Annotated in this window: 20 protein-coding genes; 1 reads left to right on the forward strand and 19 read right to left on the reverse strand. The window is 40.5% G+C overall.

Annotated elements, in window-relative coordinates; genetic code table 11:
- Position 1: 1 nt before the first annotated feature.
- The 18 genes from PAUR_RS16530 to PAUR_RS16615 all read right to left on the reverse strand — a co-directional run bounded on the left by PAUR_RS16530 (position 2) and on the right by PAUR_RS16615 (position 20,867).
- A complete protein-coding gene (locus PAUR_RS16530; protein ID WP_192508846.1) occupies positions 2 to 3,364 on the reverse strand; it encodes a type VI secretion protein IcmF/TssM N-terminal domain-containing protein in 3,363 nt (1,120 codons plus the stop codon).
- 8 nt (positions 3,365 to 3,372) lie between these two features.
- The gene (locus tag PAUR_RS16535; RefSeq protein WP_192508847.1) at positions 3,373 to 4,584 is read right to left on the reverse strand and encodes a DotU family type IV/VI secretion system protein; all 1,212 of its coding nucleotides are present in this window, start codon (positions 4,582 to 4,584) and stop codon (positions 3,373 to 3,375) included.
- A gap of 1 nt (position 4,585) precedes the next feature.
- On the reverse strand, positions 4,586 to 5,908 hold the full coding sequence (gene tssK / locus PAUR_RS16540) for a type VI secretion system baseplate subunit TssK (RefSeq protein ID WP_192508848.1): 1,323 nt from the start codon (positions 5,906 to 5,908) through the stop codon (positions 4,586 to 4,588).
- Between the two features lies 1 nt (position 5,909).
- Positions 5,910 to 6,419, reverse strand: a complete 510-nt coding sequence (gene tssJ, locus PAUR_RS16545) for a type VI secretion system lipoprotein TssJ (protein ID WP_192508849.1) — start codon at positions 6,417 to 6,419, stop codon at positions 5,910 to 5,912.
- Positions 6,404 to 7,219 carry an FHA domain-containing protein gene (locus tag PAUR_RS16550; protein WP_192508850.1) on the reverse strand — a complete coding sequence of 272 codons (816 nt, stop codon included), beginning with the start codon at positions 7,217 to 7,219 and terminating at the stop codon, positions 6,404 to 6,406. The genes tssJ and PAUR_RS16550 overlap by 16 nt, the downstream gene beginning before the upstream one ends.
- Complete coding sequence (locus tag PAUR_RS16555; RefSeq protein ID WP_192508851.1) at positions 7,220 to 7,939, reverse strand: type 2 periplasmic-binding domain-containing protein; 720 nt, start codon at positions 7,937 to 7,939, stop codon at positions 7,220 to 7,222.
- 7 nt (positions 7,940 to 7,946) lie between these two features.
- Positions 7,947 to 10,511 (reverse strand): type VI secretion system ATPase TssH, encoded by a 2,565-nt coding sequence (gene tssH / locus PAUR_RS16560; protein WP_192508852.1) that lies wholly within the window; start codon positions 10,509 to 10,511, stop codon positions 7,947 to 7,949.
- Between the two features lie 15 nt (positions 10,512 to 10,526).
- Positions 10,527 to 11,450 carry a type VI secretion system baseplate subunit TssG gene (locus tag PAUR_RS16565; RefSeq protein WP_192508853.1) on the reverse strand — a complete coding sequence of 308 codons (924 nt, stop codon included), beginning with the start codon at positions 11,448 to 11,450 and terminating at the stop codon, positions 10,527 to 10,529.
- On the reverse strand, positions 11,441 to 13,246 hold the full coding sequence (locus PAUR_RS16570) for a type VI secretion system baseplate subunit TssF (protein ID WP_263973701.1): 1,806 nt from the start codon (positions 13,244 to 13,246) through the stop codon (positions 11,441 to 11,443). The genes PAUR_RS16565 and PAUR_RS16570 overlap by 10 nt, the downstream gene beginning before the upstream one ends.
- 4 nt (positions 13,247 to 13,250) lie before the next feature.
- Positions 13,251 to 13,694: a type VI secretion system baseplate subunit TssE gene (tssE, locus tag PAUR_RS16575; RefSeq protein WP_192508855.1), complete on the reverse strand. Its 444-nt coding sequence runs from the start codon at positions 13,692 to 13,694 to the stop codon at positions 13,251 to 13,253.
- A complete protein-coding gene (locus PAUR_RS16580; protein WP_192508856.1) occupies positions 13,691 to 14,977 on the reverse strand; it encodes a type VI secretion system contractile sheath domain-containing protein in 1,287 nt (428 codons plus the stop codon). Before PAUR_RS16580 ends, tssE begins: the two co-directional genes overlap by 4 nt.
- Positions 14,978 to 15,097: 120 nt before the next feature.
- Positions 15,098 to 16,570 (reverse strand): type VI secretion system contractile sheath large subunit, encoded by a 1,473-nt coding sequence (tssC, locus tag PAUR_RS16585; RefSeq protein WP_192508857.1) that lies wholly within the window; start codon positions 16,568 to 16,570, stop codon positions 15,098 to 15,100.
- Positions 16,570 to 17,067: a type VI secretion system contractile sheath small subunit gene (tssB, locus tag PAUR_RS16590; protein ID WP_192508858.1), complete on the reverse strand. Its 498-nt coding sequence runs from the start codon at positions 17,065 to 17,067 to the stop codon at positions 16,570 to 16,572. Before tssB ends, tssC begins: the two co-directional genes overlap by 1 nt.
- Positions 17,068 to 17,077: 10 nt before the next feature.
- On the reverse strand, positions 17,078 to 17,608 hold the full coding sequence (locus PAUR_RS16595) for an Hcp family type VI secretion system effector (protein ID WP_010362738.1): 531 nt from the start codon (positions 17,606 to 17,608) through the stop codon (positions 17,078 to 17,080).
- A gap of 61 nt (positions 17,609 to 17,669) precedes the next feature.
- On the reverse strand, positions 17,670 to 18,968 hold the full coding sequence (locus PAUR_RS16600) for a type VI secretion system protein TssA (RefSeq protein WP_192508859.1): 1,299 nt from the start codon (positions 18,966 to 18,968) through the stop codon (positions 17,670 to 17,672).
- A 637-nt stretch (positions 18,969 to 19,605) separates the two neighbouring features.
- Positions 19,606 to 19,821: a tautomerase family protein gene (locus PAUR_RS16605; protein WP_192508860.1), complete on the reverse strand. Its 216-nt coding sequence runs from the start codon at positions 19,819 to 19,821 to the stop codon at positions 19,606 to 19,608.
- A gap of 41 nt (positions 19,822 to 19,862) precedes the next feature.
- A complete protein-coding gene (locus tag PAUR_RS16610) occupies positions 19,863 to 20,240 on the reverse strand; it encodes a nuclear transport factor 2 family protein (protein ID WP_192508973.1) in 378 nt (125 codons plus the stop codon).
- A gap of 24 nt (positions 20,241 to 20,264) precedes the next feature.
- Positions 20,265 to 20,867 carry a glutathione S-transferase family protein gene (locus PAUR_RS16615; protein ID WP_192508861.1) on the reverse strand — a complete coding sequence of 201 codons (603 nt, stop codon included), beginning with the start codon at positions 20,865 to 20,867 and terminating at the stop codon, positions 20,265 to 20,267.
- Between the two features lie 213 nt (positions 20,868 to 21,080).
- Between PAUR_RS16615 and PAUR_RS16620 the strand changes: the two genes are divergently transcribed.
- Positions 21,081 to 21,959, forward strand: coding sequence for a LysR family transcriptional regulator (locus PAUR_RS16620; protein ID WP_192508862.1), 879 nt, complete (start codon positions 21,081 to 21,083; stop codon positions 21,957 to 21,959).
- 106 nt (positions 21,960 to 22,065) lie between these two features.
- Here PAUR_RS16620 and PAUR_RS16625 read toward each other — a convergent pair whose 3' ends face one another.
- Entirely contained in the window at positions 22,066 to 23,571 is a 1,506-nt protein-coding gene (locus PAUR_RS16625; protein ID WP_192508863.1) for an MBL fold metallo-hydrolase, read from the reverse strand.
- Positions 23,572 to 23,631: the final 60 nt, after the last annotated feature.

A 23,631-nucleotide genomic window follows, 5' to 3' on the forward strand; every position in this document is an offset into this window, starting at 1 on the left:
CTTATTTCAGTGGCTGCGAAAAATGCAGCGGCACCGTCAATTGTGAATAAAATAGTGGATTAAGTAAGCTTTGTATGCTGTCGACACCACGGATAGTGACGGTGGCCCCAGCTTCTTTTTGATATGCAAACATCAACGTGTCTTTATTTGATGCGACTTGATTTTCACTCACTAAACGTAATAACCCCCAAACACCGCGATACTCTTTTATTTGCGGCTGGTTATTTAAATCAAGCAAAGTTACCTGAATACGCTCTGTTGAAAAATCTTTTGGCCACATGCTAGAAGTTGCAACCAATGGACCATGGGTATATAGCATGTTTGTATCGCCAGAATTAAACGTAAACGAATTCAACTTTGGCGAAAGTGAGAGTGGTTGTAAAGTCACTTTCGCTTGCAATTGTTCACCTTGACCATATAGCTGGCGCTGCATCCGTTTAAATAATTTAAAAAAGGTCACAACGTTATCATTGAGCGAAATCACTGTCTTACGGTTAAAAATAGCCATCCGATATTGTTCATCCACAGCCAAAAAACGCGATAAAACCTCAGACTCAAACTTACTGACACTGCTGTCAGATGCAAAAAACAGTGCTAATGCATTTAAGCTTAAATCTTCCCCATTTGCTGCAAAAGGGTAATATGGGGCTATCGAGTCGTTATAAGGTTGTAACACCGAGTTTTGCCAGCGGCTTTGCAAATACGTTTGCACTTTCGTTCTAACATGCTGGGTTGTTTGCGCCACAGTTAAGTCAGCTAAACCTTGCATCAAACGCTCTGAATAAGGCTTTAACCACAGCCCAGAAAATGCATCGAAGTTGCTGTTTTGTTGAATTTGATTAAAGTACGTTAACCCAGGAATGACATCATCATCCGCTTGACTCATCCATTTTTTCAACGCAATCAATTGCTGTAAAAACACTTGGTATTCATCTCGCATGGTCGCTTGTTCGCCAATTAAAAGCTGGTATTGAGAAAATGACTGCTGAATTTTTTCGCTTATCTCATTATGCTCTCGCGACTGTGCAATTTCTAATTGCTTGTGCTTGTCTAGTTTTGCGCTTGCTATCTGTGCTAACTTGCCCGCTTTCGCCACCTTCACAGCCACTCTTGCAGGTGCTTGCTGTGTCACATCAACGACTGAGTTTTCCTTAGGTACGTCCACTTTGGGGATCAGTAAATAATTTCGTAACGTGCTATATAGCAGCATTAAAGGTGACTTTTCGTTTGCAGTTAATGCCGTCATCACATCTTCCAATGTGAGTGACTTTTTCAATTCAATACGTTGATAATACTGCCGCCAAAAGCGCGTGTAATCATTAATATAACTATACTTCAAATAATTCCCGATGCGTGTCAGCTCCCTTTCACTCGGTGGTACTTGAAATAATCCATGATTTTTTTCTACTAACCGCTGCATAAACACGGATTCAGGCAAAAATGACAATTTCTGCATAGCCTCCGGCGTATATAACGCAGGTACCAAAAAGCTCGATTGCTCACCCTGAATCTCAAATAAAATAGTATTTTTTAACTCATCTCCTAACAGGGCCTTACGTATATCTATAAGCCGAGTAAACTCAGGAAGTTGTTTAACATACTTGTACATCAATTGATTGGTATCTTGCAGTGCCAATTGGCTATCCACAATCGCCAATAACTCATCATTCGTATCAACACCTTGATAACCTAAGTCATAAAAATCATTGAGTAACGCTATAAAGTCACCTGTTTGTACTTCATCCATTACGCCACTTTCTAGCAGTGACATAGCAACGTAATTCAGTACAATTTGTTTATTTTCTCGTTTCGAAAAAGATAAATAAACATCTTTTACATTAATCACTTTGAGGTAATCTTCTAGTTCAAGATAAACAAATAGCTCCTCTTCCAAGTATTTTTTCAAACTCGGTTCAATCGCTAATAACAGCTGACTTTTATACAAGGTTTGATAATGTTCGGCACGCTCTATCGAAGTAAAAATACCTAATACATACCAAGGTTGGGAACTTTGTGCCTGATTGAATTTTACATAAGCCGTTCTCAACAAAGTAAGAGGCTCAATAATACTAGAGGGCTCATCTATATTAAATGCGGATTTATCAAGATTATCTTTATAATCACGATGTACTTGTCTAAATTCACTGTGAAGTACCTCGTTATATAAATAAGCTTGCCAGCCAACCCAACTGGCCAAAGTTAGTATGGCTGTGCCCACAAAAATCATCGCAGCTTGTTTAATACCATGTTTCCACATTTGCCAATGATTTGCGGGCGCCCCGTGAGATGAAGGCAATACATAGGCTGCAAATGTTTTTGTTAATTGCGCCTTAGGCTTTAAATTTGACTCTTGCACGACTGGCAGTAATGTTTGATTAATCTCAATAAGCGCATGAGCCGTCGCCAAATTGACACGTTGAGTCGCAGTCTCTGATTCAACCAAATGGAAACTTTCAAGCTGAAACGGCACCGCTAAACCATTAAAGTCTAATAACTCGTCAACAAAGCCTGAGACAGCTAATTTCAGGTATTGGAGTTGCATAGGTCCAAGCAGCTGCTTGCGTTTAAAATCTTCATCTAATTGCAGTGAAACTTGGTGCACATTACTGGTAAATAAACGTTTAAACAGCTCATCGTACGCCTGTGATAATTCGCCGCTTAGGTTTTGGTTATTACCCTTTAAGAAGAATGATAACTCACTTAAATCACGTTGTTCATGTAAAGATTCGGCAATACCATCTAACTTATTCACACCACACAAAAACAAGTGTAAAGGAATTTTATACCCGGTTAATAAATAAAGTGATTCTAACTGTGCTTTCACATCTGCGATATGTGCCTGCTTTGCCTTTTGAGCACGCTGAATTAAGCTAAATGCGTCATTCAGTAAGAGCATGCCATTCAGTGGCTGCTTCGCCCGTATATGCGTCAACCAAGATAAAAAATGTGCGCGTTCCGCTTTATGGCTCGATTTAACATGCCAAATTAATGCCCCCTGCACATGATAAACCGCAATATTCGACGGCATGTTAGCGAGCGTTACACGATTAAACTGCGCGAATGTATCTGTAATACTCTCCTCTGATGCTGCAAGGTACCATGCGGTATCATAAATATTAGGACTGAGTTTTATTTTCTTTTCGATACGCCTATATAGCTGTGAATATTGTTTGAATCGACTACTACGGGTATATCGTCTCCCCACAAACGCACGCAAAGCGGGAAAAAAATAACTTGTTATACCTAACAGTATAATAAGTGCACTCACCCAATACATCATACTGCCATAGTTAAACCAACCATTGAGCCCCGCTAGCACAATACCAATAACAACTAACACACCTGCGAGAACTATTCGTAACATGACTCGACTCATTGATATTTCTTAATATAAGGAATGATTTTGCAAAACTCAGTAAAGTAATCACTTACTGTTTTTGCCTGTGCGAAACCGCTTGTAATAACACCGACAAGTTGGCGTTCCTGCTGCTCAATGATCTGTAAAGGATACTGTGAGTTTGCGCATGTTTTTTGTAAATTCTCTGCACGCTGGCGGTTCTTAAACGCCCCAATCTGCACCAAATATCTAACTGTTTGTACAGCGGATGCTGTGTCTATGGGCGCTTCATTGAACTCCGCCGTTGCAAGCTCAAGAGGGTCACTTTTAAGTGCTTTTGATGGCCCAAGAGCTGAAGTGGTGACTTCGTTATTTACTGTTGCCACAGCGCCTATTGCTGATTGCTCATATTTCGCCTGTTCAAAAAACTGGGTATTCTCCATAAACATCTTCGGTGGCTGTAACTTTTTCAGATGTTGATAAGTATCATCAGCCATTACTTGATACTCTAAATTTTGCTGTTGGTACATTTCACCTAAATAATGATTGTAACTAAATAAACTTGTTAACAATATCAGCAGCATGGTTAGCCAAAAATAAAGTGGCTTAACCCCTTTAAACAAACCAAACCGCCTACGAAACACCCTGACTTTACGCGGTTGTTCGTCAGCATAAATCTTAAATGCACCGAGTTCAGATAATGCGTAATTTATCTCTGCGATAATTTGTTTTAACTGAGCACCATGGTGGTTGTGATACTTCCCTTTAAACCCCAGTTGTAAAATAACGTAACACACTTTCAGAAGTGCTAAATGCTTTTTAGGAAAGCCCATCAATTGCTTAATAAGATTAAAGAATGTCTCGCCGCTATTGCGAACTCCAAACAACTGGCTTACCAACGTTTTATTTTGCCATTGCGTGGTATCGAGTGTACTTTCATAGCTGACACGTTCATCAAAGTAGGCCGCCCAAATAAAGCACAGCTTATCAAGTAATGCAGGCGAAACCTCCAACTCGTGTCCACGTTGTTTTATATTTTTTAACTCTAGTACTAAGTGCGCTCGATAATTATCAAGTGACACGGGATCATCAAGTGACTTGATCGCATCAATCATTGGCATCAAAGGTAGGCTCAAGCGCATTAGCTCCTCACCTTGCCACGAAAATTCGCTCAACAAGTCTTTAAGTGCGGTATTTCTCTCATCAACGAGAGAGAATTGATTGACGGTATAACTGGCTGTATTCATATTAATTGATCATAAATAGTTTAACGTCATCAACATGAATGCGCGCATCAATATGTAACGCTAACATTTCTTTATTTTCGATAATTTGCAGCCATAGTGCATCTTCCACATCAACCTCAAAATACGTGGCATCTGCTTGTTCTTTCAACTCTGCCGGAGGGAAGGGTAACGCTTTAACCATGACGCCCTGAGTTGCATTTTTTATACAGTTAACAATGCTCTTATTCCCTGCCAGTTTAAATCCTGTTTTAAACACCTCTTTAGAGATATACCCTTGCGATGCAATCACCGCAATAACAATACGCTGAGATTGCAATACATCGGCCTGTTTCACTTTTGCCAGTAACATTCTACGACTATCAAATAACGATTTATCCCAAAAGTACTCAACCACGTTCTGTTGCTGAGTAATAGACAGTTTGTCTTTTATGCACGACAACACACCGTGAAACTGTTTGAAAAGGTTTTCAAATGTTAAAGGCGTCCAAGGTAAGCGCTGCTCATACTCCACACTCAATAGTGCCGCCTCAAATTGCTTTAACTCAAAGAAGAAACGTCCTAATTTATAATGCTGAGTCTTTTGAGTCGCTTCGAGCCAAGGCAGCCAATGATAAATAGTGCTGAGTAATTGCTGCTCCTTAAATAAAGCAGCATTGCTTTGCGTTTCTACAGCCGTATTTAAGCGCAGTAACAATTGGTTTGCTTTGGCGTTCGCCAACGTTTCTAATTCTTTAACCCGTTCAAGTAAAATATCAGCAGCACCAATACTCAAACTATCAGGAATAAATGAGCGGTCAATAATCACCGCACCATTACCATCTACTTCTAGTACTTTGCCAACCGCTAACTTGACAAAGCCATCCAAGTTATCTTGTTCCAGCTTTAACGTTGCGTTAAGCGAAGCCGTTTCAACTTCTATTTCTTCTTGTTCATTAGAAGTGAAATCATAGATTTTTGTGAAAGCTGTTTTATAACGTGAAGTGGTCGAATTATTTTCAAAGCTGTTATTGCCACCTAATAGCGCAGGGACCACAAGGTATACCATTTGATCAACGCTCCCTGGTGGGATACTCATTGCGATTTCTTTGGCTATTTTGAAATATTGACCATCAGGTAATATACCTTCACACGCACGTATAGAAAACTGCCCAAGCTGTAACAGTGATTCATTAATACTGAGTTGTGTTAATCCACAATGGGGTGCAAACTCACTGGTTGTGAGTGCACTATAGCGCTGTGTGATCCCTTCGAGGTGGGCTTCCATTTGTTGAAAATGCTGAGGGTATAAAAATGCCCCTTCACGCCATACAATCTTGTTGCTCAAATTAAGCTCCCCAACTAAATAAGTTGTCTAACAGGCTTTTCTCTGGGATTTCATTAAACTTGACACCCGTACCATTGATCCCAAGCCAGACTACCGTTTCTTCAGATACATCTTCAGGTAATTCAATCACTGCCTTAGTTGCCCCAGCTTGATACTGGGTAAACTCAACCAGCACCGCTAAATACCTAACCCCAGGTAACAACTTCACCGTAATATCTTCACTGGTGTTTGGCATCACGGGATACAAACGCTTCTTCTCAATCAATTGTTCGGACAACACTTGTGTGTCGCCATTAAACAACGTAATAAAATTACTTTGTAAAAAGCGTTCTTTCTTGGCGAGTTGGTAAATACGTACCGCAACTGGATTTGCCGTATTATTCGCCCAATTAAGTTGTTCATTGGTTTCTAAGCGCAACTTAATCGGCAATGAATACCGTTGCAGCGCGTCGCCACTTGAACAACTTACAAGTAACAAGCATGAGAGTATTAATATTATTTTTGCATGCATTCAATTAATAACGCTTTAAACTGACGTTTAAAATGCCCTTCTTTAATTTTTCTTTGATAATAACTTTTATAAGCATTCCAATGTTTTGAACTTAACATTGAAGGCGGCCCAACCATTTCGTCAATTAATTGTGGGTCAAACTCTTTCACAAACTCATCAACCACATCATCCATCATCATGAGCAATTGTTTTTGCTGTTGCCATGGGTTTTGCGTCACTGCAATAAGTTGATCTAACTTCTGTTCAATAACACGCTGACTACTGTCTTTGCTTACTGGCAAGTCTATGCTTTCTGAGCGTGGCAGTTCCGAGAAATCGTCGTTGACACTTTTATCACGTGTGAAAGCTTGGTCTAATTCATTTTCTAAATCGGCAAAAATATTGCTCGCATCAAACTCAATGTCATCAACGCTTTCAAATAAATGTGCTTGTGCATCATTTTGCGTGACTTCACCTTGGTCATGCGTTATTTCATTGTCATTCGAAAATAGCAATGTATATCCATTGAATGTAATCACATCACCATCAGATAATAGCGCCGATGAATTAGCAAGCTGAGCACGGCCGTTCATTTTCACCCCTTCAATTAAAGCGATGAGTTTGTACTGCGCTGAGTCCTTGTCCACTAAGACCCTAATCAACTGCTCACTCTCATCCTCACTGGCATCGATAGCCGGCAAAATAAGATCGCATTCAATTGAGCTGCCCAATACCACTCCTTGCTCAGATATCGTTGCCATACGTGACAGAAGACGGATATCGTCAGGGCACTCTGTTACTTGTAAAATCGCCGTATTCATTTACTGACTTCCACTATTAGGCACAATACAATTCGATACTGCGGTATTAAATGCATCTAAAAAAGTTGGCCTGTCATTTAAAAATGCCTTTGAAAAAAGCACCCCCAGATCAATTGTTCCATGTTCTGTGCGTGAAAAAACCGTATCTTGCAAACGTAATTTTGCTATTTCATGTTCAAACTCATGCTCATCTAACAAAATAGCATCGACCTCATGACTTAATAGTAACTGCACTAACGCACGTGCATTACGAGGCTTCATTCTCACATTATAACTTTTGCGTTTCAAATCAAGCCATTCATCAGAACCAAATTCCGCTGCAACTTTATATCGCTGATATAATGGATTCGTGGTCTCAATATCAATTTTGTTACCCGCGAAGTACCAGTAAAGATGCTTTGCTGCAACAGCAACTGATACCTGACCGAACTCACTACGGGCTTCACTTTGCGCTACCGCAAAAATACCATCCAGATTACCGGTTCTCAAACGCAATTCAACATCAACCCAATCACTAAATTCGGCTCTATATGGTGTTTCCAATCGGTTAAACGCACATTTAATTTGTCGGATCACAGTCCCTTTTACGCTGCCATTCTCAATGTAATGATATGGATAAGCATCATGCGTTGCCAAACGCAGTAGATCTTTCGCCACTGCGCGCTCGCTCATAGCTGCCATGCCTACAATCAATGCTAATTGTACTATGTATTTCAGCATGAACACGTTAACTTATCGATAAATCAAAACCGCTGGTATCAGCGTGGCCACAAATATCGACCGTCGAAATAACTTCACCTTGGCTTATTTTTTCAATACAACGCTCAGCCAACAAAGGCATTAAATGACGATTAATAATTTGTTCAATCGCTCTACCACCTATCGTAGGTTCATTCCCTTTAGTGACAACATAATCCACAAACTGTTGATCATACTGAAGTGTCGCCTCATATGTTTCCTTAAGCTTATTCGCAACCCGCTGTAACGATATTTCAGTGATCTGCGCTAATTCTTGTTCATTAAGTGGGTAATAAGGAATGATATTGCAACGTCCTAAAAATGCAGGTTTAAAGAATTCTTGTAATGCTGGTCGAACATTATCAACCAATGAAATCATATCAGGGCGATCTGCTTGGTCATTGCAGTAATCAACAATCGCACTATCTGCGGCATTTGACGTCATGATGATCAGGGTATTACGAAAATCAATGTTGCGCCCTTCACTGTCTTGAATACAGCCTTTATCAAAAATTTGATAAAAAATATCATGTACGCTTGGGTGCGCTTTTTCCATTTCATCAAGCAACAAAACGCAGTATGGGTTGCGACGAATGGCTTCAGTTAGCACACCGCCTTTTCCATAACCAACATAACCCGCAGGTGAACCTAACAACATAGATACTTTATGGGCTTCTTTAAATTCCGTCATATTAATGATGGTCATGTCCTGCTCACCACCAAATAGCTGATCGGCCAAAGTCAAAGCGGTTTCTGATTTACCAACCCCGCTTGGTCCGCACATCAAAAAGACGCCAACTGGTTTGCGCTTATCTGTTAACCCTGCTCGTGACACCCGAATACTCTTTGCCAGTTCATTCATGGCATGTGATTGGCCTATTATCCGCTGATGCAAGGAATCTTCTAATGATAGTAACTTGGCGACTTCATCTTTTAGCAAATTACCAACTGGGATCCCGGTCCAGGCCCCTATTACTTCGGCAATCGTTTGTTCATCAACAATCGCATGGATCATCGGATCTTCGCCTTGCAAAGACTTTAACTGCGCCAGTAGCTCCGCAAAATCCCCCTGCGCCTCACCCTTTTGAATTTCAGCTAGTTGCTTCGCAAGTACTTTCTCCTTATCCCATTGCGTTGTTAAATCCACTAACTGTTGCTCAAACCCTATTTTAGAGTGTTCTTTTTCAACAATCGCCTGTTGCTGATTCGAGAGCATATCATCTTCTTTGTTCAACGAAACAATCTCATTTTCTAAATAGCGAATGCGCTGTTCAACAGATTCAATTTGTGCCGGCTTAGCACTTTGCGTCAATGCAATACGCGCACAAGATGTGTCTAAAATACTAATGGCTTTGTCTGGTAACTTTCGACTGGGTAAATAACGGATAGATAAATTGACCGCTGCTTCTAGGGCCGCTTCTGTAATAAATACATTATGGTGTGATTTTAGAGACTCGGCGACACCACGCAGCATTTGTAATGCATCTTCTTCATTAGGTTCATCTATTTTCACGACTTGAAAACGACGAGTTAATGCAGGATCTTTTTCAAAATACTTTTTGTATTCTTCCCACGTTGTGGCCGCTAAAGTTCGAAATTCACCTCGTGCAAGGGCTGGCTTTAATAAATTTGCTGCATCATTCTGTCCTTCAGCACCACCCGCTCCAATAAGTGTATGCGCTTCATCAATAAACACGACAATAGGCACTTCAGAGGTTTTCACTTCGTTTATCACATCCTTAAGTCGATTTTCAAATTCTCCTTTAACACTTGCCCCAGCCTGTAATAAACCAAGATCAAGGGTATGAATTTGTACACCCGCCAGTACCGCTGGCACTTCATTATTCGCTATTTTCTGTGCAAGTCCCTCCACAACAGCTGTCTTACCAACGCCTGGCTCCCCCACAAAAATCGGATTATTTTGACGTTTTCGACATAAAATATCGATCGCTTGACGCACTTCCTCTGACCGGCCAGAAATAATATCCAATTCACCATTTTTCGCCGCTTCCGTTAAGTTAACCGTAAATTTATCTAACGCGCCAGTGACCACCGCAGCCGGAGCACTGCCAGCGCTTTTGCCCTTCGTCGTCACGGCCAATGTCTTTATATGTTCTTTTAAACTTTCCAGTGACACATTTTTCAACGCTTTGAAGTCTTTATTATTAAATGCCAACGGATCTGGCTGTAAAATACTTAACAATAAATGTAAGCCCGCAACGCTGTTATGAGAAAACTCTACAGATGCAACTAACCATGCTGATTTAACGGTTTCAATTAATTCTGGGCTAATTGTTGGTTGCCCTGAATGTACTTTCTCTAATTTATTAATTTTCTGTTCTAGCTCTTGTAAAAACCCAGCAATATCGACCTTTTGTGATTCTAGAAACTGTTGTAATTTAGGGTCTCGCCCTTGTAAAAGCGACATCAACCAATGCTCAACTTCAATCGCGCCAACTTGCGACTTCATTGCATCTGCAGCCGCATATTCAAGCGCATTTTTTAAATTGCCATCTAAATATGAAATTAACTTTGAAATAGATACTTGTGACATACGATTCCCTCTACTCTAACGAGCCCTTACAATTCGTTTAAAAATACCACCACGTGTTGCCAAATTAGAATTTACGCCCAACACAATGGCTTGTGATTGCTGTTTAGTCAGATATAAGCTTTCGACTTGTGAACCGGTATATTCCGCTTCTACATCAACAACAACCTCATGATTAACATAGTAGTTACATAGCGTTTTTATCGCGCGCAACCTGCCCATTAGTTCACTGTCTTGACGCTCTAATTTGGCAAAACAGATTGCTGATTCAAATTTCACACTCACTATAATTTTTCGACCTAACTGCGGGAACTTCCGCCCTAATACCGCACCTTGGCCTAACTTACACCGCCCAACTCGACTACGGGCTTGGTCGGGGATCTGTTTTTCTTCCAATGCAGTTAATGACACCGATACATCATTTGGAAAATAATGCTTAAGTAATAACACCAAATTATTTAAACAGTAATGTTCACTACGTACCACCAATGTAGCCGGCAACATAGCCAACTCATCGTACTGTGCCGTAAGTGAATAAAAATAAGACCTTTTTAAGGTTAATGCTTCATAGGCAGTTTGTGCTTTTTCAGCCCGCAATACCACTGAAGAATATGACTTTAACTGCAGTGATTGATGCACAAAGGTATTGTCAAAAATAGCAAGAAAACGCAAATACGCCCGATTTAATCTAAAGTAGGCTTCTTTCAACCAATCTAAAATGAAATTCGGCAAGCCACCATTTGGGCCGAATAAGGTCGCCTCATGCGCGCTAACAACATAGTGGCGATCCGCTAATTCATCATATTTAATATGTCTATCTGTATAATGATCAGAAAATAGCTCTTGTTTAAAACTGACTTTCTTGGCGCCAAAAAGCCTCGCCAGCCGCGTAAAATGCAAAGCTGAACTCACCTTAGTGAATACTCGCTTACTTAGCTGCATGTTCGCACTCCGAGCTGCGCATCAAACACTTTCGTTGGCCAATTAAAGCTGGTGTATTCAACATGCAATTGGCAACAACGATCAAATGGCGTCTGCGCTATGAAAAAGTCATTCAATAATTCGCTAAATAATGAAAAGTCGGCTGTCAATTCAGAGTTATCCAGTTTAATCGTTAAACTTAGCCCCGGCACAAATATCATCCTGCCTTGCACCTGAAACGGCGCGTTAATCTTATCAGCCTGCACATGATAAATGGCATTGAGCTCTTGGTGAGTCGCATTTGAATTAACAAATAAGCGCAAGAAACCTTTCAATGTTTCTTTCGCATCATCCGCTTCCAATAACTGCGACAAATTAAATGATAACAGCCGCAACATATTCCAATAGTTACGTTCATCTGTCACCGTACCAATGGGCTGAATGGTCACCCCACCCACATTAAACTCCCCAGCTAAAGCTTCTTCTGTATTAACAACAATACGATTACCCACATGAACTTTACTGGCAAGCTCTGCATCGAAACAGGTAATTTCCGCATACGCAGTAAATCCATTTGGGTAAGCTTTGGTCGCATTATTAATGGGTAGCACTAAATGTTGTACTTCATCAATAGCATCTATCGACTGGGTTGCACCAACGGCAGCCAGCTTGGTCATTTTTGACCAATATAACTGCTCTTGAAAATCAACCGTTTGTGTCCCTATCACCGGTTGGATTTCATTTTGCCCACTGGAAGACACCTGATAAACGCGATCGATAGAGTAGATATGAATATTACTTTGGCTTGCATCTGCAAAAATGGGATACGACAGCTCTTGATAATTCACCCGAACCGGCTCTGATGTTTGATGAAACAAATTACTGAACAGTGTTTTGTTTATTTTTACAGACAAGTTTTTTTCATCAAGTAAGGCCGCTCCGAGCTCATTCAAGTACAAATCCAAAAACACGGTTTGCCCTGATGATACTGCGATTTCTTTGTCATTACGTAAAATAAAAAAGTGCCGTTTATCTGGAATCGCAAAATACTCTTTTAATTTAAAATAAACAGGGATCTCATTGCTCTTAATCGGGGAAATAAGAGAGTCTTCATCAGATAAAAGTGACTTAAAGTTCCCCGCACCGACATCATGCGCTTGTTCACCTTGCTCAACGCACAGTGCCACTTTGATAACTGCTTGATTAATAATATCAGCGACATTTCGGCCAATAGACTCATTACTAAAATGCAATTGAATCGGCTGCATCAGCGCCTGACTGACATCAACTTCATCGCTAACAGGTTCAAGTGCTACACGCAGACAATATAGCGCATGTTTAGTATCAAGCTGTGCGGGCATCGCATGCTCAAATGGCGTTTGCTCAAGTGCAAAGCCGCTCACTAGTAATGGACTAAACGTAATAGGCAAAGAGTTAGACAATTTAATATTAACGCTTTCTTGCCCCGCTTTAAGCACATCAAGTTCAACTTCAACATGTTTGTCTAATAAAACAGGCTTATTAAAGTCATCTGCACTGGGCTGAAACTGTGCTTTAACGACTGTCGGCAATGTTTTAAATAAGTTTGGAGACACTATGTCACTAAACTCTTCAATATGCTTAGTCCGCAAAGAATCTATTTCCATCGCATTCTTTGCGGCAACCCATGCAAAGCTGTCTATTAGCCGGGTTACATTTGGGTCTTCTCGCCCTTTATCGTTGAGATTAATATGCTCTGCTTCACGACGAAAGCGTGTACGAAAGCCTTCCAAACCATTGCGTATGCTGGCAAGTTCATCTTCAAAATGTTTCAACATACGATTAATCATATTGGCTTTCGTTCTCTATCAGTACGGTCATTTGACTTAAATTAATGTCTGTATCGAATTGCAATATCTCTTCTTTACCATTGACAGTGAGCATCGCCGAGATCTCAAATTTCATGGTATTCGATAATAAATCTTGTTGTTCATTCTCAATATAAATCGCTTTAACCCCATGTAAACGAGGTTCAAACTGACTAATTTTGTTTTTTATTCTTATCGCTATTTGCTCACCAGAGTTAAGTCGACTAAACAAAGCTATGTCTTCCAATCCAAAACAAATATTCGATTCACTCGTCAAGTTATCTTTGTCGTCAGGTAAAAACGCAGCTTCCGTTTTTAAAATAAGCCCAATATTATGATGAATTGATTGCACCAACTCATCGGTTGTATTGTTCGATGTTGAATCTTTGTCCATGTAAAACGCACTGAAAAAGCTCATTTTTCTACCGCCGTAGATAAACTCACCATGCTTGCCACTCGGTCATATTGATATTGTGGAACTAAATCAATATGGCAGGTGTATCGAGTGGTATCGCTGCTTTCTTCAGTCACGCGTACTTTGGCTGACTTCAATGGCATACCCGCCAGTGTCATTTCGTCTGAAACGACCGAATTGGAACAATACTGCTCTAACCAATGACTCAACCTGTTTTCACAATCATGGGGCTCTAAAGCTGAGCCTATCATTTCTCGAAGCTGTACTTTTAAATAATGTGCAATACGGCTGATCATTAATGTAGTTTGAATTAGAAAACGATTTTCTCCCTGCATTTCAGTTTTAACAGAGCTATTCGATTGGAAAAAGTATTTGCCGTTTAGCGGGTTATAAAAAATGGGGATCAACCCTTGCTGAGATAAATACGCGGCTGTCGACGCTGAAATTCGCGTTTTAAATTGAGTGTCAAATTGCGCTTTATCTGCATAGCAATTAATTGCACTACCACCTGACGCATCTAGTTTGCGAGATTTTAAAAAACCAAACCAACGAACACGATTAAACTCTATTAGCACATTCTTTAAAAATGTTGTTGCGGCATTGCCCCATACAAAGTCTCCCGCAATGTCTTCATCAAAGATGAAACCACAAGGGTGAAAACGATATGCCTTTCTAATCGCTGATTTATTAAAAGTCAGTCCTAAAAAATGGCTATTACTACTTTCTCGCAGTCGGTGCCAACTCGCAAAATCACTGTCTGCCAGCACTCGGTTTAACTTTGGCACATCACACAAAAACATCTCACCTGATGCACCTAGAAAACTGTCATCCGCATCCAAAATAATGGGACATAAACTCTTCTCACCCAACTCAGCTAATAGCTCAAGGGTATACAATTCATCAAATTCATCGGCGTAATCAAGCTCTAGACTGACATTATGATCAATCACCAGCAAGCCATACGGCTCCCCACCCATTGTATTAAACTCTTGATTAGCAACTATATTATAAAGTCGTGTATGTCTAAGTGATGTCGCAATATTTAAGTCATGTGAAATCTCTCGCCAAGAGATATTCATGATTTTGACTTTAATTAATTTGTAGTTGACGGGTAAACTGACTAACTCATATACATTACGCCAGCGCGCTTCAAGATCGACAAATTTTTGCTCGGCCATGACGAGTGACAATTGCTCACTAATCACGCGATCAATCTCGCTAATAAGGTGCTTTACCTGCGCTAAAGGCGGTATATTTGGCTGACTTAGTTCAGTGTGCAACTTCACGTAATAAATCCTTGCAACGTATTTCAGTCATTGAATTTTCTGTATGAACAAAACGAGGTACCTAGGTACCCCGTTTTTGCAGCGTTTCAATCGTTGAATTGACGCTGATATAACTCACCTTTAGCCTGGTAAACTGGCTACCATACGCACAGAAGTTGTTAACTCTTCCATTTGTAACCAAGGTCTTAAGTGTGCAATTGCTGAATAAGCGCCTGGACGACCCGGCTGCTCAATCACAGAGATCTGTGCTTCAGCAAGAGGCGTTTTAGCTCGCTCATCATTACCCATTGCGCCAGAGTTAGTGTATGTTGCAATCCACTCACTCATTTGCTTCTGGATATCTGCAGACTCCATATTTGAGCCTATATTGTCACGACCCATCACTTTTAAGTAATGCGCTATACGACTGCTGGCCATGATGTATGGTAAACGTGCTGAGATAGCAGCATTTGCCGTCGCATCTGGATCAGTATACTCTTTCGGCTTTTGTGTTGTTTGGCCACCGAGGAATACCGCATAATCAGAATTTTTGTAATGAACCAATGGTAAGAAACCAAGATCACTTAACTCTTTTTCACGCTCATCCGTTAAGTTTACTTCCGTCGGGCATTGCTGAGTAATATCACCAGAATCAGTGAAGTACGTTAAGTTTGGCAACGCTTCAACTTTACCACCGTTTTCCATACCTCGAATGGCTGTACACCACCCGAATGCTTCAAACGCGTTGTTCATATTCAAAGCCATGTCGAATGCGGCATTAGACCAAACTAGCTCATCATTACTTGCTGGCTTTGGATTTCCAGCATTGTCTGTGGCTAGCTCTTCAAAATTAAATGACTTAATTTTTTTGCCTTTGCCACCATACGGTAAGCGCGCCATAGTACGAGGCAAGGTTAATGCAACATAACGTGCATCATCGCTTTCTCTGAATGAATTCCATGATGCGTAGCTTGGTGAATCAAATGCAGGCGCAATCGGTTTACCTTCACTGAACGTTGAGAAACTATTTAACTCAAACATTTCAGGCGCGGCAGCAGCAATAAATGGTGCATGACTCGCAGCAGCCACCTCACCCATATAACGCAGTAGGGCCACATCTTCATCGCTTTGCGAAAACTCGTAATCACCTAAAATTAACCCGTATGGTTCACCACCGGCGGTACCATATTCATGCTGGTACATAGAGTTAAAAATTGGGCTACGGTCAACCGCAGGCGCGTCTTCAAATTGCTCTAGTAACTCATCTTTTGAGATATTAAGCAGTTTTACTTTTTGGGCTGTACCAAGCGCACTATTGCGGATCAGCTTCTGTAATCCCAACCAAGAACCTTCAAGCTCTTGGAAAGTATCTTGTTGCATGATTTGAGATAACTGCTCAGACATTTTTGCATCAATTGCGGCAACGGCATTTGCAATCGTGTCTGTTAGGTTTTTATCCCACGTGACGGTGCCCGACATAGCTTCTTCAGTTAATGACGTCAAAAGCTCTTTTGTTCTATCTGGTGCAGTTTGGCTTGTGGCATTAATTGCTTGGTCTAAAAACGACAGGCTTTCACCTTCGCCACCAGCACCTTGCTGTAACTCTTCAGACATTACTCTTCTCCTTTAACGCCAAGCTCATCAGATAATGCATTGATTGAGTCCGAGCTTTGCAAGATATCTTTAAGTAGCTTTTCAAAGTCACGCGAACGATCAGCTTTACTGAGTAGTTCATTTAATTGATTGCGTGTTTCAAGCAATTTTTTAAGTGGCTCGATACGCTGTACAAGTGCATCTGGTTCAAAATCTTTCATTGATTCAAACTCAAGATTCACTTCAAATTGGCTGTCATCGCTTTCAATAACATTATCTACCTTAAGCGATACGCTTGGCTTGATGCGCCCTAGTACTTCATCAAAGTTATCTTGATCAACTTGAACAAACTCACGATCTTCAACTTCTTTTGGATCTTCTTTGTCACCAGAGAAATTACCCAAAACCGCTGAGACAAAAGGAAGTTCTTTTTTCTCGGTAGCGCCATTAGTTTCAACATCGTAAGTAATACTTACGCGGTTTTTACTAACGCGCTTGTGCTGTGAATTAAGTGCCATGTGCTATACCTTACTTAAGATCTGCCGCAGACGTTAACTGGTTAGTTGTTGCATCATATTTAACGGATGCTGCTTTTTCTAACTTACCACCTTCATCTTCAACGAAGAAGATTTGTTCAATTTTAGTATAAGTTAAAGAAAATGACTCTGAAGGTTGGCCACCGTCACTACCAGAAATACTGAAGTTTGCCATACGGGCTTCTTCTAATGAAATAACATAGTAAGGAATAATCCCTTTACCATCACGTGATGGTTTCGTCATAACTAACTCAATGGTCTTACCATCAGCGCCAGGCTGAAATAAATAAGTTAGTAAGTAAGGCGTTGCACCATCATATGTTTTAGAGATACTGATCTCACCAAGTGCTACCATACCGCTATCTTGGTTATTTGCATTACCGATATCTACTGACACACCACGCATAGCGCCCCAAGACAGGCTATCTACTGCAAACCAACCTTTTTTACTATTCAAGTCAACAACCGTTGCAGCACCTTTAATAGTGTCATTACCGTCGATTCTCATGAAGATTGATGCCATCTCTCTTTCTCCTTTGCTATTTTAATTATCCTACTCTGAGGTAGGCATTAATATGTATTAACTACCATAACGGCCCAGAGCTGGAAGAACTGGCCTTTGGCTGTTGCTCTGAAACCTGCTCAACTTTTTCTGGCTCAGCAGGTGTACTAATTTCTTCTGTTACAATTGGTTCTACCGGTTTACTTTTCGGCACAGGCGCCACCACAACTTGCTCATTGAGCAACTCTCCCAAGTCATTCTCAACACCGGTTAACTTGCTAATTTCAGCAAGCACTGGTGAGTCTTTGGTGATAAGCTCCCCCATCAACTCCGAGAATGACATGTTGCCCCAACGAATTGCTCGAGCTAACAGGTATGGAATTGGACTATGTGGTTCGGTTTGTTTAAAAAACACCGCAATTTGATTTAAATCAGCCAACGCATCTTCTCGAGTATAAGTGCTTTTATCACTTTGTGCTTGAGGAGGAACGACCGAACGCTCAGTCTGTGTGCTTTCTTTAATCACATCAGGTTTTATCATATCGTTGCTGTCACTCGTCTGAACGGGTTCAACTATTGCCGGTGCAACTTCTTCTTTTTTATCCACATCTGGAAAAAAGTACCGATACATCACCTTGATTTGTTTTAAATTGTCTTTTACAAACCGAAAACCCAGTAATGCCAAGCCATTTTTATTGCGGTAACCATTTATAAATAAATCAATTTCACCAATTTTACTATCAATCGATGTGATGGTTGCAAACTGTGCCATTAATTGGGCTTTATGAGATTGAATTACGCCTGCAAATTCTGCTTTTTGTTTTTCTAATTTGCCGGCTTTATGATCAGATAAGTAATCACTGAATGTATAATTCTCAATTAATGGAAAGTTCATTAACGGCGCATTTAATAGCCCCGTATTTGGACCATCTCCCGTTAATTGTTCTAATGGTCGAGTCTGATTTTCGCACTGCTTCTGTCTTGCTTGCGCCTCATCTAGGCCTGCGACTTTTTTGTCTGGCAATCGTGGATGAATCGCTTCTTTTAAGGTGTTAAGCGCATACAAAAAGTCACTTAACCCGTCATCTAATAAGGATAGATCGGCCTTTTTATAAGGTAAAGCTGCAAGCCACCAAACGAATACTTCGATATCTCGAGAGTCATTTTTTAACGTCTCGCCACATACTTGCTGTAGCTGATACCACGCTTGTGCGTTTTGCCGTTGTAGGTCTTGATCTTGTGCAGAAGTTGGCGTTTCTAATAATTTACGTAAGCTGGACTGGGCAACATTCAGTAAGTTTCTTAGCTCTCTAAATTTCGCGCGCTGTTCTTTTAAGTAAATACCAACGTCTAATTCACTGTCTTGAGTAAATAGCAACATAAATGGCTAGATACTACTCCCTTGTAATTTCGATAAATTATAGAAACAGTTTGGAGCATATTAAGATAAAGTCAAGATAAGAATACACAGCCCCCAACACCTCACACCACTTAGCCAAAAATCTTATAATTAACACCACAACCGTGACTAAAAACCACCTGAGCCATTGATAAATAACAAATTAAAATTTACACCACCTCTCCATTTTTAATTCACTTTTTAGGAGTATTAAGCGCTTAATTGGGTTTATATAATGATACTGAAATGTAATTAATATATTACAAAAAAGAATAAATTCCTCAGAAAAAGTAATAGATTTGCACTGAATTTATTCCATAAGAATACATCGATATACACAATGACATAATGAATATTTCAAGTTAAACACTCAAAACTGTCTCCAACTAGAACCCGTGACGACATCATGAATACGTGAAAACATATAAAAAAGCAGGTGATATAACCTATTTTAATCAAGTGCCGATAGGTCCCTGTTCTTTCTCTGAATGTTTTAAAAGTAAACCACGGAAGCCTTATTAAAATGGCTAACGAAGCGTTAGAAGTTAGATAAGCTCATTCATTGAACTTATCTAATTAAATCACTATGACAGGTTGAGTTAAAGCGCTCCCTTTCGCTTTAACTACTACCTACTGTGGAACACTTTCTCAATTGAGTCACTTGCTCGAACCCGATTCCCCAGTTATCAGTACTCACTTCTTCAATCACCACAAACGTGGTAGCGGGATCTTTATTTAACACATCGACCATTAGCTGTGTGCACCCTTTAATAATGGCTTTTTTCTGGTCATTACTAACGTGTTCATCTGTTATTTTCACATTGATATACGGCATATTTTTGTTCCTTGTACATGAGTTTATGTATTTCTTTGGAGTCATTGCCCCTTAAGGTCCGTATACATTTTGCTGACTACTTGCCATTTCCCGTCTTCTTTAAGTAATCCTAAGAAATCAATATAATCAAATTCAAATATCGGGCAATGAACCTTAGCCATTGCTTGGTCTTTCACAACATCTACAGCCAATATTTGAAATGCATAGGATTGATTGATGTGAGCTGGTACTGGTCGTTTATCAACATCGTTTAACCACTGTACCAAGGAGCGCCTTACTCCTGGTGCTTTTAGCCACACATCAGGATGAAATATCACTTTAAGCTTTTCAGCATCACCTTGATACAACCCTTCAAAATAGCATTGCAGTACATGTTCCACCGCAGCAAAGTCCTTATTCTGATCATCAGCAACTTGCATCACTTCCTCTCCATCAGTACGAAACTAGTTTTTTAACGTGGCCGCTTCCGCTTCATCGGCAAGTATAAAGCTCGGCATCGCTTGTACCCGTGATAGCATTGTTGTGGTTTTTTCTCCTATGGTAATTTCAATAGGAAAGTAATCTCCCCATCGTGCGTATACCGCGAGCATAATATCGGCAGCTGAGGGATGCTCGCCGCCTAAAAAATCCTGCTCCGCTAAACGATGCTCTACAATCTGCCATAACTGGCTAATACACTTCGCAGCACGATTTAATGTTTGCTGCTTTACTTTTGCATCATCGATATTCTGCGCCAAAAAAAATAATCGACCATATGCTGGATGCATCGTCGCGTTGGCAAACATGATATCTTGAATAGCCAGCTGCTTATTTCCCTGTGGAAACAACATATTCTGATGTTTGCTTAATATGTGTAACATGATCGCTGCCCCTTCAGTTAACGAGCAATCCCCATCCATCAAGACTGGTACCGTCGCAACCGGATTTACATCGGTGAAATTGTCGAGCTGACTTACGTCGATAAGTTTTACAGCTTGGCCTAGTTCACGTAATACAACATGAGTCGCAACAGAACATGCACCTTGTGAGTAATAAAGGGTATACATTACTTCTCCTTAAAAATAACACTGCTTAGTTTGTTAATATCACCGCCAGTTAATCTTTCCTGACGACCCATCCCACACCACTCTCATGTCACAGGACATAAACATATTAGCCATTCACTTTGTTTCCATATATAACAACAATGTGCACATACTGTTTTCAAATCGAGAACAGTTGGCACATACCAAAACACATAAAAATATGGAGGACGTACCATGGATAAACTACGCGCCATGCAGCTATTCGTTAAGCTCGCAGATTTAGGCAGCTTTACGCGTGTTGCTGAGCAAGTAAACGCATCAAAATCCATGATTAGTAAAGAAATTTCGAGATTAGAATCTGAACTAGGTACGCGCCTGCTTCATCGCTCAACCCGAAATGTACAGCTGACTCACGCAGGAGAAGGGTATTTACAACGTGCGCGTGAGATCTTAGCTAAAGTCGATGATGCCGATAATTTTGTCACTGATCTTCAACAAAATATTCGTGGCAAACTCAAAATTAATGCCCCGATGGCATTGGGCCTTACTGACTTATCGATGCTATTTGCCGACTTTATGCACTCTCACCCTGATATCGAGCTAGACATTCATTTAGGAGATGAAAATATCGACTTAGTTGAACAAGGTTTTGATTTAGGCTTTAGAGCATCCAGTACCCCCATTGATGTAAACTATGTCGGCAAAGCGCTTACTCAATTTACCTACAAAGTCTGTGCTGCTCCCCACTATTTAGCCCAACACGCTGCAATCTCAACCTCTCAAGATTTAAAAGATCACAATTGTTTTGTTTATAGCTACTTCCAGCACAAAAATATTTGGCCGATAGAGGATGGAATTGCCGTTAAAGGACGATTGCGCGTAAACAACACGCAATTTATGATGGCCTCAATTCAAAAGGGATTGGGCATCGGTTTTATTCCTGACTTTGTTTGCCAAAGCGCCATAGATAAAGGTGACGTAGTGGAAATATTAACTGACGCAACTAAGCCCAAATTAACCTTATACGCACTCTACCCAGCTCGGCATTTCGTACCCGCTAAACTCATCACCTGTATTAATTATTTAGAGCACTGGTTTGAAAAAAAAAGTTAGCATAAAAAGGTCGTTAAATACGACCTTCCCTGAAAATACAGTAACCGTATTTATAGTGAGTATGAACACTAAGTCGCCACTGCACTCGTTCAATCTACCAAGTACACTAGCCACATTGCATGGCTAATGCTTCGGCTATATCTGATTGCCCCAATATGCGGCCATGGTGTGAAGAAACATAGTGCTTAACCGGCAAGCCTAATTTGCTTATTTGACTAACAAGTGTTTTTAAACGTGAGTAAGTATCTAAGCTTGGCCAATTATTAGGGGAATGAAACGCGCTATTATAACTACTGCCAAACATATCTTCACTAAACAGTATTTGCTGCGCAGGTAAATACATCACCAAATTGTGATCCGCATGACTATTTGGCACATCAAGTAACCTTACTTTTCCACCGGCCAATATCGTCTGGTTTTCTACCTTCACAATTCGATCAGAGGGTAAATCAGGGAGGTGCTTTTTAATCCCGTCAATCGACGTTGGGTGCGCCAACAAGTCCGCACCTTGAGCCACGATATCTTTTAAACTCGACATATGGTCAGTATGGTGATGGGTCACCAAGTGTTGTTTTACGGGTTTCTTATTCCCAGTAGTTGCTCTGAACAATGCAAGACTTTGTTGCCACGCAAGTGAATTATTCGCCTCTCCCCAAGCACCGGCAGAGATAAGATACTCGCCAACATCCGCAAATAATGTATAACCCCAACCTTTACCGACAAAATACACCCCGCTGGCGAGCTCTCTTATGGTCATCTGAGATACATCATAAAATGTATCAGTCGATGCAGGCGAATAAGCTTTTGGCAAAGCAAACATAAGTACCTGAGGTGGGTCAAAATCCAGCCCCCTTGAGTCCGTATAGTAAACAACCTGATTTGCTGTGCTCACAAACATGTTTTTTGCCCAAACGATGCCGCCTTTACGCTGATGTTCAAAGAAGTCATAGCTACGTAACTGCTGGCCATGTTTTTTTAATAACCGACTCACATAGCCTGTTTGCTGATCAATAAACACTGTATATACAGCTTGCTTACTGTCATTCACTTTTAACACATGCTGTGCGCGACCTTGAATATAGGCTTTATCCACTAAACGCGCATGCATTCTGTGACGTACTAATTGCCTCACTATCAGCGGATCTAACAGTCGACTAAAGCCTAAATCCGCATTGCTAAAATTCACTCTATGACTCTCAGTGTAGTTTTTTAAACAATGATCGACTGTATACCCTTTTCCTTGTATAAATAGTCGATGAGTGCGCGTTTTATTCTCAGCATCATGATTGCCAATTAATCGAGTCGTGTGCTGATCCAATACCTTTTGTTCATTCTGAAAGTCTATATAAACGTCAATCTGCTCGTTGCTCAAATGCTGGGTCATTGCGCCTTGTGACGAATACCCACTTTGCATTTGAAAAAAGTGCTTTATGTTATCTCGATAGGTTATGTGTTTTAAATTCAGTAACTTCTCTCCCCCATACGCAGAAACTGCTTTATCAATAATCTTGTGCTCAACTTCCCCCGCCATTGCCCCGGTTAAACACTGTAACCAGAGCAAAATCACCGCAAACCACGCCGTTGTTTTTCTATGCTCGCTATTCCCTTTCATTCATACCACCTCAAATTGAATTATTATGATTTGAGTCGATTAAATGCTATTTTCCTAGGT

Origin of the sequence: Pseudoalteromonas aurantia 208, from assembly GCF_014858725.1 — a bacterium.
GTDB classification, from domain to species: Bacteria; Pseudomonadota; Gammaproteobacteria; order Enterobacterales; family Alteromonadaceae; genus Pseudoalteromonas; species Pseudoalteromonas aurantia.